Below are 17,807 nucleotides of genomic sequence, written 5' to 3'. Positions count from 1 at the left end.
TGATATAAAAGCAAACTGCGTGAAATATGTATTTCACGCAGTTTTTTTGAGAAAGCAAATCAGGATATTTCCGCTAAATTAACGATTAATGCTCCTGTTTTGCGCCAGTATCGGTAATGGTCAGCTTTATGCTATAGGTTATCGGTATCCGACTGAACTCATCATCCCAATCATCCTTAACCTTCTGCCACTGTTTAGGATGTTCGATGCTTAATCGTTTACCAAAACCCACAACATCCGTTTTATAATCTTTTTGAATTTTACGTAATCCTATGTTTACGAGTCGTCTTACTTCTTTCTCTGTTGATTGTAAAGCCTTACTATTCAATTCATTATCTGTAGGTTCATTTGCGACTACCCATTCTTCGATCAACCGGCCTTCTGATTCAATATGCACATGAAAACTAATTTTTCCGTTCTTGATCTGTGATTTCATTTTACTTTTCATCGTTTTTATTTCATAGGCGATAACTTGCTTTGTTTTTTCATCATAACTCTTCACTAAACCCCCTTTTCCTTTGCCTGATAACCACATGACGCCTAACAACTCATCTTCCGATAATCTTCCTCTAAATTTTTGAGTTTTGCCTTTTATGACGGATGCTCCTGAGAACTTTACTTCACCATCAGTAGCAACAACATTTTGCAACAAATAACTTGATTTGGCATTCATCTTACCTTCAACTTTGATAATAGACATTGGTGGTAAAATCTTCAAAGTACGATAACGATTTTCTACCATGTTAATAACGCGAAAGGCCGGAATGACGGAATTACCTTTTGTATCGAATACTTTCCTCGCTAAACCGCTGCTCATGACGATAAGACAATTAGGTCGAAGATCATTGTCCCTTAATACAAAGTTAAGAAGATTATTCATACTGTATAGACGAGATAACTTCTCATTTATAACAATCAGCTTCAAATGATGACCGATAACGGGTCGTTCCATTCGAGCTGAATATTCCCTTACCATTTCAAAGAGGGAATCTCCCGTCTCTGACACATTTATATAGGGTTTTGCTGTAGTACCTCCGCCAGAATTAGCATCTTTTCCTTCAGATTGTTTATCTATGATTTGCAACGTAAAGGTAATTAAATCCTTTTTCCGATATGAAGAAACGAGCCTGTCCATTTTTTTTTCAATCTCGGTTTGGTTAGCTACATCAAGTGCCATGCCAACAAATAAACCAAGATCCTCGATCTCATCCGTGCTCCAACAACCTGTTTGAAAGATTAACACTAGAAAGCTTATACTAACCAAAAGTAAACGTCCCCGTTTATTGCATTGATTAAGCATCATTTCACGCTCCTTTTCTTCCATTTCGTCAACAATAAAAGGATTATTGTCAATGTAACGAACATATAAAGAGCAGTTTTGCCCAGCAAATCACCAAATACAAAAAGCAAGCTTGTATTTTTGGGAAGCGTTGAAACAATAAATACAATGGGTAGCAAAGCATAAAAACATTTCATCATTTTAACCTTGCTTATTTGAGATATTCCTAGTGCAGATGCATAGTACGAGATAGTGAACGACGAATATATCTGCATGATCCATATCACAAGTAAAAATGATTCAAACCTTTCAAATATTAAACCAGAAAGCTCAAAACTTCGAACAAGATCCAATGTTGGCCATGTCCTTGTAATAACGCCTTGTACCGACAATCCGCCTATTACAATAATGACAGTTAGCAAATATATGAAAAATGGTATCATTGTTCCATAAACGACTGCCTTTACCGATTTGTTAGGATTGTCCATAAAAGCTGTTAACACCAATATTATTTCAACTCCGAGAAAAGACAGTGCAGTTGTCTTTACTCCTCTTAAAACAGGAATAATCCCTTCACCCAATACTGGACGCAAATTATCTAATTCAAAAATCCTTAAAGACATTAACATGACTAACACATAAATCACGATAGTTACAGGCAAAATCAACTCGAATAATCTGGCTATAGGATTAATGCCACTGGTCATTAAATACAAACTCACCCACATAAATACCATGACAATGGCCCAGGACGGTGTCCCCTCAAGTAAAAAAAATCCCGTCACTTCCGCAAGGACGCGTACCTGGTAAGCAGCAGTCATAAAGAAATAAAAGACTACCACGAGACCAATCACGCCTCCGAAACTTTTTCCAAGAAGCTTCTGACTATATTGAAACACCGTTTGACTTGCATGCGACCTTGATAATATAGCCATAAGCACGCCTGCCGCAATCGCGACAGCACCCCCAATAATTACGGATATCCAGACATCAGGTGTACCCACCACTGTTGTGGACGCTCTAGGCAAAGTAAGAATACCTGAACCTAACATAAAGTTGGATATGATAACCGCTGTTTGAATGGTAGTAATTCGATCTTTGGGGCTATTACTCATAAGATGCCTTCTTCCAACGCTATATTTATTTACTTTTTCTTCCGCTGATTGTCTTTAGGTTGCAGCATTTCTGGTCTTTTTTTCATCATAAATACAGGCATGCGAACAATAAAATCTTTCCAATCGCTAATGCGATATGGAACCGCCGGACTCGCATAAGGTACGCCAAAGCTCTTTAGTTTGACAATATGCGAACTTAACATGAGAGTAAATAAAATTACGCCATACATGCCGAAGGCAGCGGCGCAGAACATAGCTGCAAAACGAAGCATCCGAAGGGCAATCCCAGCGTTATATTGTGGAATCGCAAAAGAGGAAATCGCAGTAACAGCAACAACAATGACAAGAATCGGACTAACGATTCCTGCTTGCACAGCCGCTTCTCCAATGATTAAGCCTCCGACAATTCCCATTGCAGGTCCGATAGGTTTTGGCAGACGAAGTCCAGCTTCCCTTAATATTTCAATGGCTATCTCCATAATGAGTGCCTCTACGAGGGAAGAAAAAGGAACACCAACCCTAGCGCCGATGATAGAAATAACTAGCTTAGTTGGAATAAGTCCTGGATGGAAAGAAATGAAAGAAATATACATCGCTGGTGTTAGTAATGCAATCATTGCCGCTAAAAAACGAAGCAATCTAAGCAATGAACCAACCATCCAACGCTCATAATAGTCCTCAGGCGATTGTAATAGCATGCTAAAAGTAACGGGAGCGATTAATGCAAATGGTGTACCGTCTAGCAAAATAGCGACTCTGCCTTCCATCAAAGCACTAATCACACGATCTGGCCGTTCCGTACTTTGCACCTGCGGAAATGGACTCAAAAAATTATCTTCGATGAGTTGTTCAACATATCCTGATTCCGGTAGATTATCGATATCGATCTTGCTTACTCTAAGGCGGACCTCTTCAACTAATTCAGGATCGGCAATGTCTTTGATATAAGCAATGATGAGTTGCTTCTTAGCTCGTGTACCAACATGCATACTTATGAACGCCAAGCTATCATTCTCACCATGTCTTCTCAAAATCGCGGTATTGTCTGATAGGTTCTCATTAAAGCCTGCTCGAGGTCCTCTAACTAATGCTTCCGAGATCGGTTCCTCAATGTTGCGAGATTTACTCCTAGCTGTGCCAATGATAATTATTTCATGAATGCCATTTACGAGCACTGCCGTTGCACCCATTAACACCTTCGGCAACATTTCCACTACATTTTGGACTTCAGATAACTGACTGACCGTTAATACTTGATTAGTTAAAAACGATTTGGTTATCGATTTGCCTTCTCCTTGAACAGCCATCAGCGCTCTCAAAATATGCTGATCAATCAAATCACAATCCGCTAATCCATTTACGAATACGATAGCTGCACTAATGCCTGTATCCCCAATGGAGAACTCTCGTACCAAAACATCAGAATGGAACATCATTTGTTCATGAATAGATGCTAATCGATCTTGAATATTCTCACTCATCGGATCACTCACCATCGGCATGGCGAGACCTATTGAATATAAACGATATGAGGAGTGGAATCACGAGGGTGACAATAGCTTCTACGTATACCGTCCACTCAGGAATGTTTATTTGATCGGTAATAGACATGGCAGATACACCCCTTGTAGTTTTTTGTCGAATTACATCTATTTTTGCCGTAATATATGGGTTATAAACTTGTGCGTAATCAAAGAGCAGGAAATAAAAAAAAGGAGAAGGGTTTCCCCTTCTCCTTTACTTATTTTATGAATAACTTAGTGCTACACCTTTCGGAAGTACGCCTTCCACCTGTGAACGCACATAGCTGTCATTCATTTTTTCTCCGAAAATAACGATTTTGCCGCTATCTTCACGTGTTCTAATCAACCGTCCGATACCTTGTCGTAAACGCAGCAGCATGTATGGCATATCCACTTGCTCAAACGGTAATTCCGAATCATTCCTTCTCGCTGCAAATAATGGATCATTTGGAGGAAACGGAAGTTCCCATACAATAACCTGAGAAAGGGATGGACCTGGAATATCTAAGCCTTCCCACAATGTTACTGCGCATAAAATACTTGCTTCATCCTGTTGAAACTGCTCGATCAGATAACTGATTTCGCTTGTGCCCTCATAAAAGAAAGTATAAGCCGAACTATCCGTATGCTTGTCCGATTCTGTCTTGAACTGCTCTAATTGCTCCATGGAAGGGAATAAAATAAGCGTTCTCCCACCCGACTGCTTGAGCAAGCGATACGTTTCATCAACCTTATCATTTAGCCCCTTAAAATGTTCTGCTTTTGGTATTTCCACAGTCATTTGCTGCTCATAGTCATACGGCGATGGAACCGAAAAGGATAGTGAGCTATTCATACCCAATATGTCCATCATATAATTAAAAGAACCGTTAACCGAAAGCGTTGCTGAGGAAAATACGATTGGCATTTTACGAGAGAATACTTGCTCCTTCAGTACTTCCTTCACCACTTTAGGCATTATTACAAGTGATGTGCCTTCTTTATCCTGTGACACCCAGCTAATCGGCTTGTCCTCTTGCTTGAATAAAGAAAGGGCAAATTGGATCATCTCCAAATGCTCTTCGACAATTTTCAACTGATACGTATCTATCGTGTATAAGCCACTTTCGAATACAAGTTCTTCTTCGATAACCGAGAGCGTATCCTGCAAACGATTGATTTCTCGAATGAGCTCAGCACTCCATATGATTTCCTTGCGATCCGAAGCAGGAACCTTCTGACTGTGCTTATTCATCATTTTAAACAAGTATTCACTTTGGGTAATAGCGTCCTCAACAGCTACAGCAAGAGATTCACGAATCTCTTCTTGCAGCAGCCTTGTTACAATTCCTTCAAACACAGCATGATTCAGCTTGTAGGTCAGTGCTTGCTGTGCAGCTGTTTCAAGCAAATGACCCTCATCGAAGACAACCGAACTATACTCTGGCAGCAGCGGTAGCTGGCCTTCGCGTTTTCTAGCCTCATACGTCCATATATGCTCCATATAGAAATCATGCGAGCAAATAATGACATCGGCAGATTTACGATAATGATCGCGTGACAAAGTTTGACCGCAGCGATGCCTCACATCACATACTAAGCAGTCCTGGAATACATCCCAGCCCAGCTCGTTCCACTGCTCGTCATTCAAGCTAGGATAGTCCTTGCGATTTCCGTATGGATGGAAACTCTGCATGGAATCCTGCTTATGCACGAAGCTTGGGAGGTCACGAAAAATACTGTCATACAACTCGGCATCATCTTGTCCAGCTCTTGCATCATCAAGCTTTTTTAAGCAAATATATTGATCTGCTGACTTACCTAATCTAGCATCGATCGTGAGGTCCAAGTACTTTCCAAGCTTTGCAATATCGCCTTCAGGCTTCACGAGCTGTTCAATTAAAGATTCATCGGCACAAGCAATAATAGCCGGTTTTCTTGTGTACCGTGCATAAGTAATCGCATAAAGCAAGTAAACGAATGTCTTGCCAGTACCTACCCCTGCTTCTGCAAAAATCGTTTGCTTATCCGCAAAAGCACGTTCCAATTGAAAAGCCATATAAATTTGTTCATCTCTAATTTCAAAACCAGCTTCAGGCAGTTTCTCATAAAAAACATCAGCGATCCAATCGCTAGCCTGCTGTATAAAAGGTTGTTTCGGGTCAAAATCAAATGGATATTTATTCAAGGTTGCTTGCCTCCATATAGTAGGCACAAACGGCTGCGTGCCTGCACACTGCCGACTGTGAAATCTCCTGTACTAATCGTACATTCAAATATATCACTAGAGTGCCTACTTAGTCAAAGATTGCTAAGCTTTACTTCATTATGTAACCGTGAACTTTCATTTTTAAAGTTCATTATTTACGATCATAGATACCGTAAGCTTAGAACACGTTTCGGGCACAATGATCGTAGGTCCTTAGGAATGATAAGCCATATGAGGCATATGCATCTGATATGCAAGTTTATCATCATTTTTTTCAGAATGGAGGCTCAACTGCCATTACAGCTCTAAAACAATGGGACTTAAAACCGCTGCTGTTCGGATTACTGTTTCTTTGCTTTGCTGATGCTGTGTTCACTGACTTCGGTTTGCGGCTTTCTCTAATTGAGGAGCTTAATCCACTCGTTAGAAAACTTTATAATTGGAATATCGTAAGCTACTATACGATGAAACTGCTGCTTCCCCTGCTTCTTATACTTATTTATTATCGTATGAAAAACCGTTTTTGGATAAACCCGTGTATTCTTATTACCGTGTTCATCTATTTTCTCGTCAATGTTTATCACCTTATATGGATCTCTTATGGCGTCCATGACGGCTGGTTTTCACTCGATTCGCTGTTATGAATTTCTTTACCTCTTTTAAGAGTGTTGTATAATAGCAAATAGATACCATACAAAACACTTTTTCTCTCAGGAGCCTAAAGGAGTTCACATTAATGATCGAAAAAAGGCATTTAGCACCTCTCGTCCTCTCCAAATATATGTTAAAATGGCTGCTCATAGCAGGAGCGGTCGGAATCCTCTCTGGTTCTGCTTCCGCCTTCTTCCTTGCTAGTCTCGACTTCGTAACAGAAACACGGATGCAAAACCCTTGGTTACTATGGCTGCTTCCTTTAGGCGGCGCCTTCGTTAGTTATCTCTACCTCAAGTTTGGGAAAGAAGCAGGAAGAGGAAATAATCTAATCATAGAGCAAATACATTCTGGTAAAGGCATGATCCCGTTAAGAATGGCACCGTTTGTCCTGATTGGGACGTTAATCACCCACTTATTTGGCGGTTCTGCAGGGCGAGAAGGAACTGCAGTCCAAATGGGCGGCAGCTTAGCTGAATGGTTTGGTAAGCAGATCAAAATTAACCAGCTTGACCGGAAAATCATTCTGATGTGCGGCATCAGCAGCGGTTTTGGCGCGGTTTTCGGAACGCCGCTTGCGGGTACAGTATTTGGATTAGAAGTACTTGCTATCGGAGTCATTAGCTATGAAGCGCTGCTCCCCTGCTTTATCGCAAGTTATGTCGGGCATTTGGTTACTACAGCATGGGGCATTAAACATATCTCCTATTCAATAGGTGCTGTGCCTCCGCTCGACTGGCTTCTCATTGTCAAAATTGTAATGGCCTCTGTCTTTTTTGGTTTAGCAGCATTATTATTCACACAGCTGGTTCACGGATTCAAACGCTTATTTAGTAAATGGTTTAAAAGTCCTGTTTACAAAAGCTTTTTTGGCGGAATATTCATTATCGCTCTCGTCTATGCGATCGGAACGCGTGATTATTTGGGATTAAGCATTCCGCTGCTTCAGCAATCCTTTCAAGAAGCGGTTTCACCGCTCGTATTTCTATTAAAAACATTATTCACTGCCATTACGCTTGGGACAGGCTTTCAGGGCGGTGAGGTAACACCACTCTTTGTCATTGGCGCTACGCTCGGAAGCGCACTTGCAGGCTTGCTTCATGCCTCCGTCCCTCTGCTCGCTGCCATTGGCTTCGTATCCGTATTCAGCGGCGCAGCCAAGACGCCAATAGCTTGCTTCATAATGGGCATCGAATTATTTGGCGCTGAAGGTGCAATTTATTTATTTATCGGCTGCATGATCGCTTTTATATGTTCCGGTCGAATCGGCATCTATGAAACTCAAAAACCAGCTGAATTACGCTCTTAAACAAAAAATGGCCTGCTCCTTATCTTACGGAAGCAGGCCATTTTCTTTTGGTTAAAAATAAACGATGTAGATAACTGCAGCAAGCACGATGCGGTAAATCGCAAAAGGTACAAGCTTGATTTTGTTAATGAGCTTCAGGAAAAAGCGAATGGAAATAAGGGCAAATACAAATGCGCTCAGGAAACCTGCGATAAAAAACGGCAATGAGTCTAACGTGAAGTATTCCCAGTTTTTCGCCAAGGACAGCAAGCTTGCACCAGCCATGATCGGCACTGCCATGATGAAAGTGAAATCAGCAGCTGCACGGTGACTCATGCCTAGCAGCACCCCTCCAGAAATGGTGGAACCGGAACGGGAGAACCCTGGCCAGAGAGAGAAACATTGAATCAGACCTACTGACAAGGCTTGCTTATAGGTGATCTGGTCAACCGTATCAATCTTTGGTTTCTTAGGTCCAAAGCGATCAGCAATGATCATAAATATAGCTCCGATAACTAGGCCAACTAGCACTGTACGTATGGAGAATAAATACTCATCAATGTAATCATCAAACAACAGACCGAGCACACCAGCTGGGATAAGTCCAACTATAACATGTGTAAGCTTAAGCTTCTTTTTCGGTTCAGATGAAGCTTGTGATGCTTCCTTGCTTCCTCTGTTTAAACCCAGCAAATCAATAAATCGATTTCGGAAAATAATGACTACTGCTAAAATTGAACCGAGCTGAATGACAATTTTGAAGGTGTTCGCAACGTACTTCGTCAAGTACTGTTCTGTTTGAAGCCACATATCGTCAACAATGACCATATGTCCCGTCGAGGATACGGGTGCAAACTCCGTTAATCCTTCAACAATTCCCAAAATAATCGCTTTTAAAATCGTAATAAAATCCATGTGTAGTTGAATCTCCTAACTCTCTGATTGATAGAAAGACGACAAAGAACAGCACGGAATAAATCATAACACAAAATGACCCTACTCAACAATTCCAACTGAGTACCTATAATTCAGCCGAAACGCTGACGATAGCCGCATTTCCTGCATAGCTCCTCTACTGCTTCCCGTCTTGAGAAACCTTCATAAAGGTTAGTTGATCGTTCGTTCTCAATAATTTCTGAGAAATGAGTATCATGAATGTTTCCTAAATTAATAACGCCTTCTCCGTCCAAGCAGCATGGGATGACCGTTCCGTCAATGAGAATACCTGCTTGATTCCGCAAAGCATGGCAAAAACCTTTCCCATTATACTCAGGTTCTTTTAAATCCGGCCATTTGAATTCAGGATCTTGGTTTAAATAGATGCGCTCCGCTATTTTCACACCTGAGCCAGGTATGAATTTTTCCTCAATTTTATAATCAAGATCAAACGCCTTCTCAATCATGCCCAGCAGCTCGCGATTTTTGTTTTTCTGCTGGTTCGTTTCATTGTCCATATCAAGGTTCCATAGCCGAAACGATATAATAATGTTGCTGGTAGCTACAGCTTCTTTAACGAAGGACAAAATTTCTGCAAGATAGCCCTCTTTATTCGTTGAACCTGCATGGCCGTCAAAGCTGTGCAGCGAGAAGTTGATTTGACGCAAAGCTGGCTTATTCAGAAGCTTTTCTTTGTTTTTAGTAATAAGGGTCCCATTAGACGTAATATTTACTTTGAAGCCCTTCTCATGGCTAATATCGAGCAGCTCGTCCATCTTAGGGTGCAGCATCGGCTCGCCTTTTACATGAAAATAAATATAATCGGTATGCGGTTTGATCTGATCCAGCGTTTTTTTGAAATCCTCTACTTTAATGAAACCTTTCGCCCGAAGTGTGGGCGGACAGAAGCTGCAGGATAAGTTGCATATGCTTGTCGTTTCTATATAAAACTTTTTAAATTTTTTCATTAGTCATGTACTCCGTTTCCCATGGATCCAGCTGCTTAAACCTCGTTAGATTGGATCTGCTTATCGTGTCAGTTTCTATTATACAACGCCGAACACGAAAGTGACAAAAAGGAATAAACAGCAACGGCCGTTTATTCCCTCTTCTCGTCACGCAATGGCCGAATTCCGATAGGAATCGCCTCAGGCTCACTCTTAATGAATGTAGCTTGGAAGGAACCTTCATAGCGGAAGATTTGACCAAGAATAGGATTGCGTACATCAACCGATATTTTGTAACAGTGCTCCTCATCGTCATACCATTCGTTAACCTCTGCTCTGCCCGTAAATAATTTAGGAAATCGAAATTGAAGCCGTCCTTCATAGAAGCGCTGCTCACCAGAGATGATTCGAATTCCACCCTTTGAAGACACTGTAACATCCAAATCGACTGCTAAATGTTGTTTATTACCTAGATAATCAACAATAACTTCCCGTTCTCCGCTATACACCATCGTTGCGTCAAAATGCCTAATTGTCTTTGGAAACTTAAACTTACGGATCCAAGAAACCGTTTCACGCCCCAACGAATCCCTATATGCAAAGTTTTCAATGGAAAAAGGGATGTTTTTACCGCCCTGAGGGAACATGATATGGCGAAAGGATCCGATAAACAACGGCAGCGCAACAAGCTTGTTATACCAGATCAATTGCATTACTCCATGACCAATCGACGCGGAACGGTCCTGACTGCAAAAACCAAAACGCTGCTGTATTCGAGGATGAAGCTTTTGAAAATCAGCTCCTAACGCTTGTTCATATATTGAACTCATGGTGATTTCCCCCATTTCTAATACGACTATTTATATTGTCTCTTACAGCGTCTTGCTTGCGGTAAGTGGCGTCTGCTTAAATAGGCTGTTAAACCTAATCCAATCATTGGCAACGATAGCGTAATCGGATTAAAAGGTGACGTTAACACTTCTGGGTGAAATAGAAGCGCTGGTGTGGTCAACAAAAATAATGCCAAAACGTGAGCGATAAATATCCACTTTCTCCTATGAAAACAAGCTATCAGCACTCCAAATCCCATTTCACAGATGCCTACCAGATGAACCATTGGCAGTTCCATCCCTTTGAACAAGCCAAGCTGCTTCATCATGGCCAGCTCACCTGTTTCCGGAAAGAGAAGCTTAGGAACAAGCCCTTTATAACACCAGAGCAGCACGATGAGGCAAATACTCAAATAATGAATCAAGGCTCTCTCTGCAACGACGGAAGGAGGAATATGTTCCTCTAGCCATATGCGCAATCGATCGAAGCTCCAGGCTGTAGCCCAGCCGAATATGGGGCGAAATATAAAACGATCCAATACTCGCCCTGCAATACCGAAACGTGTCTGATAATTAAATAACGTAATAAAAGTGAGCTTATCTCCCTGATCCTTGTACTTCCAATAACCGCCTCCCATTCGAATAAGCGAGACTGGTTGAGCGGAAGCGAAGGTTAATGTGGATACTCTTTCTTTGCTGTCCTTCATTGTCGTACAGCTTGTTTCTCCGGTACCACTTATTTTTAGACCAAAGCCAATTCTCGTTTCATATCGAAACTTCTGTATGTCGGATTCATTGGTTTGGGGAAGATACTGAATCTGCGAGAAACGTAGATCCCATTGCTCATGAAGCTGAGGATTTTGCGTATGCATCCAGAGCTGATCTAAATTTGCTCGGATTTCAAGCTCGACATAGATCGGTTTATTGTTCATCTTTACTCTCCCTCACTTCGCTTGCTATGAACATTACATTCATCCATAAATCTGTTTATTAGGTCTGGTGTCGGCATAATGCACACATCATTCTTTTCAAACCAACGATAACGATTTCGAGCAATACGATCATAAACAAGGTTTCTCCAAGCAAGCGGCACGAGAATAAACGGATACAATAACCACCACCAACCATCAAGCCTGCGTAAAACTCGAAGCGCAGCTTCAGATTTTGTATAGTAAATCTTCGACTGCACCATCACGAACGTATCCAGATCATCTAGGGGTAAGTTCCCATCCCTCAAGAGATGCTGGCCAAATGGCGACTGAAGTGTAGCGAACCGAAAAAACTTTTTCTTGTCTCTTTTCACGACAAAACGGGTGATTCTATTACATAACATACATTGTCCATCAATTAGAAGCACAGTAGTATCGTCGTTCCGTGAGGTCATTGTTTTCATAATAAATCGCTCCCTCTCTCATTCCATTTTAAACGCAAGCAACGTTTTTACGGCAGTTCTATCTTTCGTAGAACGACAAAAAAAGAGGTACTACATGACGTAGTACCCCTCTGATTCCAAGCTATATCAATACGATTAATGCTTATCTTCTCTTTGAAAAATCCCTCTTCGTTTCACTTTTTCTACTGCTTCTTTACTGCTGCGTACGCCAAGCTTCTTCAGCATTTTATTGACCTGATTTTTGAGCGTGCTCTCAGCCTTGTAGAGCTTCTTCTCAATTTGTGATTGCGTGTAACCTGCTTCAATAAGCTCGAATACCTCTCGTTCTGCACCAGTCAGTTCCTTGAGCTGCTCCTCGCGCTTTAGCCGAGCTAGCTCGTTAAGTAAAGCTTCCATTGGAGCAGGATGATGATAGACGCTTCGAATCGTTTGCGGCAGCTCCTGAAAGCGTGTCTTCTCCAAATACTGCACAGCGCCTGCTGTAAAGGCTTGAGTCATAGTTTGCTCATCATTTAATGACGTTAACATTATTATTTTGGCTGGTGAGTGCTCATGCATTAGAATTGCCGTATGAATACCGTCAAGCCGGCTGCCCTCAAGCTGAATATCCATTAGTACAACATCAAATGTGAGCGTTTGCGCCAAACTGATCGCATCACTAGAATTCGTAGCGGTACCTACAACGAGCAAATCAGGCTCTTTATTCAAATAGGTAGTGAGCGCTTTAATCCAGTCCGTATCATCCTCTACAATAAACACTTTGATGTGACTCAAGATGGCTCTCTCCTTCTCTACGATTTATAAAATCTTTTTTCGCGGCCAAACTAATGCTGCACGCGTCCCTAATCCTTCTTGGCTGGTCAGTATGACCTTTGCACCACTCTTTTGCATGACATTATAAACGTAAGATAAGCCGAGTCCAAAATTCCGCCCGCTTTTCCCGCTGCTATAGAAAGGATCAAACACTTGACTCAGCTTCTCCTCCGCGATTCCTATTCCGCTATCTTGCACAGACAGCTCGGCGCCATTCTTGTAAGCTGCAAGCCTTACCTCAACAGCTCCACCAGTTGGCATCGCATCGCTCGCATTCATAAGCAGGTTCCCAAATGCCTCGCTTATATGAATCGGATCACATAGGATGACGGGACGATACTCATACTTCGCGTTTACTGTTATTCCTTTATTTTTCAACAAACCTTCATGCTGAAAAAGCACTTTCTCGATGAGCTGATCCAGCTGTACCGGTTGCTCTTGCAACGAGATGTCCTTTATTTGACTATGAATACGACTGATCATCTCAAGCATATGATTGGATGCATTCGTAATGATTTGCATATGTTGCATAGACTGCTCATTCGATTCTGGCAGCAAATTTTTTAAGTTTTCCGTGCTGATCGCTATTTTTCCAATTTCATTTTTTATCGTATGATTAAGCATCGTTGTGCCTGTACTAACTGCTCGCATTGCACTCTCCATAGGATCATGCTCGAAGCGAAGTTTAACACCGAGAACACCGTACATGAACGTACATAACAGCGCGACCGACAGCGAATAAATCATAAAAACAGAAATATAATTAAAAAATTCAAATTCAGGAGAAATAACCTTTGCTACATAAATGAAGATAAGAACAGCAAGCAGTGTCGGAACCATAATGATTGTTGTAATAAATCGACTTCGCTTTAACCTCTTATCATGCTCTTTCCAATAGGATGCGAATAATAAATAACAGGAAATTAAGTAATATGGCGCGCTCCATAATAGCAAAAGATTAAAAAACCATTGCTCATCGGAAGAAATCATCACAAACAAAGCCATCAAAAAAATCGGAACAGAAAGATAAAATTTTAGTTTTTTTCTCATTCGATTATTGTTTAGTACAGATGCATATAAGAGGCTAAAAATAAAAACAGCATATGGCGTAAATGTATAGTTGAGAAATTGTAATACATTAGTAAGATGAAATAACCCTTTGTCTAACAACACTTCTGAGAGTCCGCCAATTGAAGCGCTGCATAAGAAAAGCGCGGCCCAGCGATTCGACTCGCTCCTGCGATTGTTTAATATGACAATTACGGCTGCCGTAAATAGAGCGATAAAATAAAACAGCATAACGAATACCATCCTGTCATTGTTTGTATGTCTATCCTAACATATTTGACTATCTGTTAGTCGAATCATTGCAACTTGCCATAAAAAAATCCCAATCCAACTCATAAGAGTGGATTGGGATTTTTTTGGATTATCATGTTAGTAGTCCGATTTCGGCTTACGTGGCTGAGGTTTCGGCTTGTTCTGAACGGCTGGCAGATGCCTCATGCTTCTGAGCATCGGTCCTTTGCAGATGGGGCATGTTTGCTCCGTAGCAGCAAACTCATCTCTAACCCATGCTTTGCATTCCGGATTTTTACATTTGAAAATTTTGGTCGCTTTTAATTTCGGTTTTTCATCTTCGTTAGTAGCCACGCTTTTCTTATTCCCCTTTTCTTTCTATGCTTACATCATTAATTATTTATAGCGTTAAATAAACAGGGACTACACAAACTGGTTTGGATAATGTCATGCTATTACCCGTAAACGTCAATTCTCCACTTGCTTTATTAACTTTGAACGTAACGATATTGTTTGTATCTCGGTTTGCAGCCAGTAAATATCTGCCGTTTGGTGTCAATGCAAAATGACGCGGATGACCGCCTTCTACTGATATATGCTGCACCAGAGACAATGATCCAGTCTGCTCATCGATTGCGAAAACAACAATACTGTCATGACCACGATTGGAACCATATACAAATTTGCCGTCCGTAGATACTGTAATTTCGGCGCAAGAATTTTCATCCTTAAAATCTGCCGGAAGAGTACTTACGGTTTCTTTTGTCGTCAACTGGCCGGTCTCTTTATCGTATGTAAACGAAGTAATCGTTGAATCCACCTCATTGATGACGTAGACGAACTTTCCATTCGGATGAAACGATAAATGACGCGGGCCAGCACCTGGATGCAGAGAAACCTCGCTTTGATGAATGAGCTTATTAGCAGCTTCGTCCAAGCGATAGGTTACAATTCGATCAAGACCCAGATCGGAAACTAACAAATAGCGACCGTCAGGACTATAGAACGAGGAATGAGGATGCGGTCGATCCTGGCGTTCTGGATGCTGACTGCTGCCTACATGTTGTTTCACATCAAGCTGTTGACCAATAGCACCCTCTTCTGTAATGTCAAAAAGTCCAATCATACCGCCATGATAGCTCGTTACCGTCAAAAATCGGCTATTTTCATCACGCTGAATATGGCAGGTCGTTGATGCGACCGTCTCTTTACGGTTTATGAGCCGTAATGAGCCCTCCTTGGAATCAATGGCAAATGCAGCAGCTTCTCCAACCTTTTGACCAGATTTATTTATGGTCTCAGAAATTGCGTACAATAGCTTGCGGTCTGCATCTACATTGAGAAACGTCGGATTTCTAAATTCAGCAACCGCGTCCGTCAACGTTAATGTACCCGATTCTTCATCGAATGCATACACGTATACGCCATTCTCCTCGGCTTCCGCATAAGAGCCCGCGAACACTAGTAGACGTTGATGTTCATTTGTCACGTTTAATACCCCCTAAGCATTTGCATGTCAACATATCTTAATAAGCGTCTGACTTTTATACCGTTATCTATTATAAGTTGTGAAAGCTAATCCGACAAATTGGTTTTTTTATACTATTCATTTACGACTCCAGCTGCTGCCTGTCCAGACAACAAAGTCGCCGAGGTTTACTCCCTCAGCGACCTTTGTTAATGGCACTTCGATACGTTTTGCATTTACAAGTATAAAAGCAGCTTTCTCGTTCAAATCAATGATTTCACCTATTCGCTCAATTTGACAGTTTCTCCTAAGAGTTGCATCCTCCACGAGATTGCCGCCTCCCGTAAGCTATTAAGACTTGGGTGAGTCAGGAACGCAATAACCATCAGTACAGGTAACATCAGCGTCCCCTTCGTTTACTTGAATAAAGTTCGGATGTTTTTCTTCCCACGCTTTGTTTAATGTATCCAAAAACACCTCAGGCGATTGCGCGCCGGAAACTGCATATTTACGATCAACAACATAAAAAGGAACACCACGTATGCCGAGCTTGCTGCCTTCCTCTTCTTCTTCACGAACGTTGTCAGCGAACTGGTTAGTCTCGAGCATCGCAGCTACTGCTGCTGCGTCAAGGCCAGCTTCTGCAGCAATTTCAGCAAGTCGCTCGCGATTGCCTACGTTTACACCATCCGTGAAATATGCTTTGAACAATCTCTCGGAAACTTCCTTTTCCTTGCCCATCTGAGTAGCAAAGTGAACGACACGATGCGCGTCGAACGTATTTGTAGAAACCGTACCATCAAAATGGAATGCGAGTCCTACTGCTGCAGCTTGTTCCGCCACATTAACCGTTGTTTCCTTCGCTTTCTCCACGCTCATTCCGTATTTAGAAGCAAGCATGCTATATGTGCTTATATTCGAATTAGGATCAGCACCAGGGTCTAGCTCAAAGCTCCGGAACACGATTTCGATCTGCTCTTTATGTGCGAATTTCGCAAGCGCGAGCTCGAACTTTCTTTTTCCTATATAACAAAACGGACATACATAATCCGACCAAATTTCAACTTTCAATGCAGACACCTCCAGAATGTTTTAAAAAAAGTATGATACTATATTTCTTATTGTAACATGTTTGAACAACTTTTTGAAAACAACACGTTGGACTTTATTATAAATACAAAAAGATTCTTATCGCAAGTTTCCTTGTCGATAAGAATCTTTTGTTTATACTGCAAATATATGACGTCCGATTTTTAATGTTTGCTTGCGGGACCAAATCCATTCAGAAGTAGCTGTCTCCGGATTAAAATAGTAAAGTGCTCCACCCGTTGGATCATACCCTTTTACAGCTTCCTGTGCTGCTTTATAGGCTGTTTTGTCCGGAGTAAGTTTATATTGTCCATCATCAACAGCAGTAAATGCTCGCGGCTGTTCAATAACACCTCTAACTGTATCTGGGAAACTGGACGATGCCAATCGATTCATAACTACGGCTCCAACCGCAACTTGTCCTTTATACGATTCACCACGAGCTTCTGCATAAATGATTCTTGCCAGCAGATCAAGCTCACCTTGGTTCACAGAAACACTTTTAAGTGTTTTCCAAGTCTGTGTGCCTGCAACACCATCAGCAACTACACCATAATCCTTCTGAAAACGTTTCAGTGACTCTAGCGTTGTTGTGCCAAAATAGGCAGTTACATCTTTATTAAAATAACCAAGTGTTTTTAACCGATATTGTAAATCAGGCACATCAGGTCCCGAGCTTCCTACCTTTAATGTTGCAGGCGGAGCAGCATGTGCAGCTTCGAGTGGAATTGAAAATGCCAGCATAAATATTATAATAAGCGCCATACTATGTTGTATGAATTTACTGTTCATCATTAGGAATGAACCTCCTTTTTCTTTAGCGTACATACAAATTGTCCGCAATTTGGAAGAAGATTGGCAACTCTTCAACAGACTCGTTTGAGTTTAGCACAGTTAAAATGGAATTGTAACCGAATTTGCAGAATTGCATTTATTTACTAATTTACAAGATCGCAAAATTCTGAAACGAAATAGGAATTGGAAAAAG

17 protein-coding genes and 1 pseudogene are annotated in these 17,807 nt (G+C 41.3%); 2 read left to right on the top strand and 16 right to left on the bottom strand.

Annotated elements, in window-relative coordinates; translation table 11 throughout:
- Positions 1-85: 85 nt before the first annotated feature.
- From AC787_RS10425 to AC787_RS10410, 4 genes and pseudogenes are all read right to left on the bottom strand, one after another.
- Complete coding sequence (locus AC787_RS10425; RefSeq protein ID WP_235560944.1) at positions 86-1,303, bottom strand: Ger(x)C family spore germination protein; 1,218 nt, start codon at positions 1,301-1,303, stop codon at positions 86-88.
- Positions 1,300-2,394, bottom strand: coding sequence for a spore germination protein (locus AC787_RS10420; protein WP_054024715.1), 1,095 nt, complete (start codon positions 2,392-2,394; stop codon positions 1,300-1,302). The genes AC787_RS10425 and AC787_RS10420 overlap by 4 nt, the downstream gene beginning before the upstream one ends.
- A 29-nt stretch (positions 2,395-2,423) precedes the next feature.
- Positions 2,424-3,872, bottom strand: a pseudogene (locus AC787_RS10415) (spore germination protein); the annotation flags it as partial.
- 268 nt (positions 3,873-4,140) lie between these two features.
- The gene (locus tag AC787_RS10410; RefSeq protein ID WP_054024713.1) at positions 4,141-6,084 is read right to left on the bottom strand and encodes an ATP-dependent DNA helicase; all 1,944 of its coding nucleotides are present in this window, start codon (positions 6,082-6,084) and stop codon (positions 4,141-4,143) included.
- 272 nt (positions 6,085-6,356) lie between these two features.
- On the opposite strand from AC787_RS10410, the gene AC787_RS10405 reads away from it, so the two are divergent.
- Together AC787_RS10405 and AC787_RS10400 are read left to right on the top strand one after the other, a co-directional pair.
- On the top strand, positions 6,357-6,749 hold the full coding sequence (locus AC787_RS10405; RefSeq protein WP_054024712.1) for a DUF5658 family protein: 393 nt from the start codon (positions 6,357-6,359) through the stop codon (positions 6,747-6,749).
- Between the two features lie 92 nt (positions 6,750-6,841).
- Positions 6,842-8,065: a voltage-gated chloride channel family protein gene (locus AC787_RS10400; protein WP_054024711.1), complete on the top strand. Its 1,224-nt coding sequence runs from the start codon at positions 6,842-6,844 to the stop codon at positions 8,063-8,065.
- 51 nt (positions 8,066-8,116) lie between these two features.
- On the opposite strand, the gene AC787_RS10395 is transcribed toward AC787_RS10400, so the two are convergent.
- The 12 genes from AC787_RS10395 to sleB form a co-directional block, all read right to left on the bottom strand.
- Positions 8,117-8,959, bottom strand: a complete 843-nt coding sequence (locus tag AC787_RS10395; RefSeq protein WP_054024710.1) for an undecaprenyl-diphosphate phosphatase — start codon at positions 8,957-8,959, stop codon at positions 8,117-8,119.
- A 113-nt stretch (positions 8,960-9,072) separates the two neighbouring features.
- Positions 9,073-9,948, bottom strand: a complete 876-nt coding sequence (locus AC787_RS10390; protein ID WP_054024709.1) for a radical SAM/SPASM domain-containing protein — start codon at positions 9,946-9,948, stop codon at positions 9,073-9,075.
- A gap of 131 nt (positions 9,949-10,079) precedes the next feature.
- On the bottom strand, positions 10,080-10,757 hold the full coding sequence (locus AC787_RS10385) for a DUF4166 domain-containing protein (RefSeq protein WP_054024708.1): 678 nt from the start codon (positions 10,755-10,757) through the stop codon (positions 10,080-10,082).
- 26 nt (positions 10,758-10,783) lie between these two features.
- Entirely contained in the window at positions 10,784-11,689 is a 906-nt protein-coding gene (locus AC787_RS10380) for a DoxX-like family protein (protein ID WP_054024707.1), read from the bottom strand.
- A gap of 2 nt (positions 11,690-11,691) precedes the next feature.
- On the bottom strand, positions 11,692-12,150 hold the full coding sequence (locus tag AC787_RS10375; RefSeq protein ID WP_054024706.1) for a thiol-disulfide oxidoreductase DCC family protein: 459 nt from the start codon (positions 12,148-12,150) through the stop codon (positions 11,692-11,694).
- 135 nt (positions 12,151-12,285) lie between these two features.
- The gene (locus tag AC787_RS10370; protein ID WP_054024705.1) at positions 12,286-12,924 is read right to left on the bottom strand and encodes a response regulator transcription factor; all 639 of its coding nucleotides are present in this window, start codon (positions 12,922-12,924) and stop codon (positions 12,286-12,288) included.
- A gap of 24 nt (positions 12,925-12,948) precedes the next feature.
- Positions 12,949-14,262, bottom strand: coding sequence for a sensor histidine kinase (locus AC787_RS10365; protein WP_054024704.1), 1,314 nt, complete (start codon positions 14,260-14,262; stop codon positions 12,949-12,951).
- A gap of 138 nt (positions 14,263-14,400) precedes the next feature.
- On the bottom strand, positions 14,401-14,616 hold the full coding sequence (locus AC787_RS10360) for a cold-inducible protein YdjO-related protein (protein WP_054024703.1): 216 nt from the start codon (positions 14,614-14,616) through the stop codon (positions 14,401-14,403).
- A gap of 46 nt (positions 14,617-14,662) precedes the next feature.
- Complete coding sequence (locus AC787_RS10355; protein ID WP_054024702.1) at positions 14,663-15,751, bottom strand: lactonase family protein; 1,089 nt, start codon at positions 15,749-15,751, stop codon at positions 14,663-14,665.
- A 117-nt stretch (positions 15,752-15,868) separates the two neighbouring features.
- Positions 15,869-16,057, bottom strand: coding sequence for a hypothetical protein (locus AC787_RS10350; RefSeq protein ID WP_054024701.1), 189 nt, complete (start codon positions 16,055-16,057; stop codon positions 15,869-15,871).
- 24 nt (positions 16,058-16,081) lie between these two features.
- On the bottom strand, positions 16,082-16,801 hold the full coding sequence (locus AC787_RS10345; RefSeq protein WP_054024700.1) for a DsbA family oxidoreductase: 720 nt from the start codon (positions 16,799-16,801) through the stop codon (positions 16,082-16,084).
- 153 nt (positions 16,802-16,954) lie between these two features.
- A complete protein-coding gene (gene sleB / locus AC787_RS10340; RefSeq protein WP_082360964.1) occupies positions 16,955-17,611 on the bottom strand; it encodes a spore cortex-lytic enzyme in 657 nt (218 codons plus the stop codon).
- Between the last annotated feature and the right edge of the window lie 196 nt (positions 17,612-17,807).

This window comes from Bacillus sp. FJAT-28004, from assembly GCF_001280845.1.
In the GTDB taxonomy this organism is placed as follows: Bacteria; Bacillota; Bacilli; order Paenibacillales; family Paenibacillaceae; genus Pristimantibacillus.
Note: the sequence above shows the minus strand (reverse complement) of the source record. Positions and strands in the feature narration are given on the sequence as shown.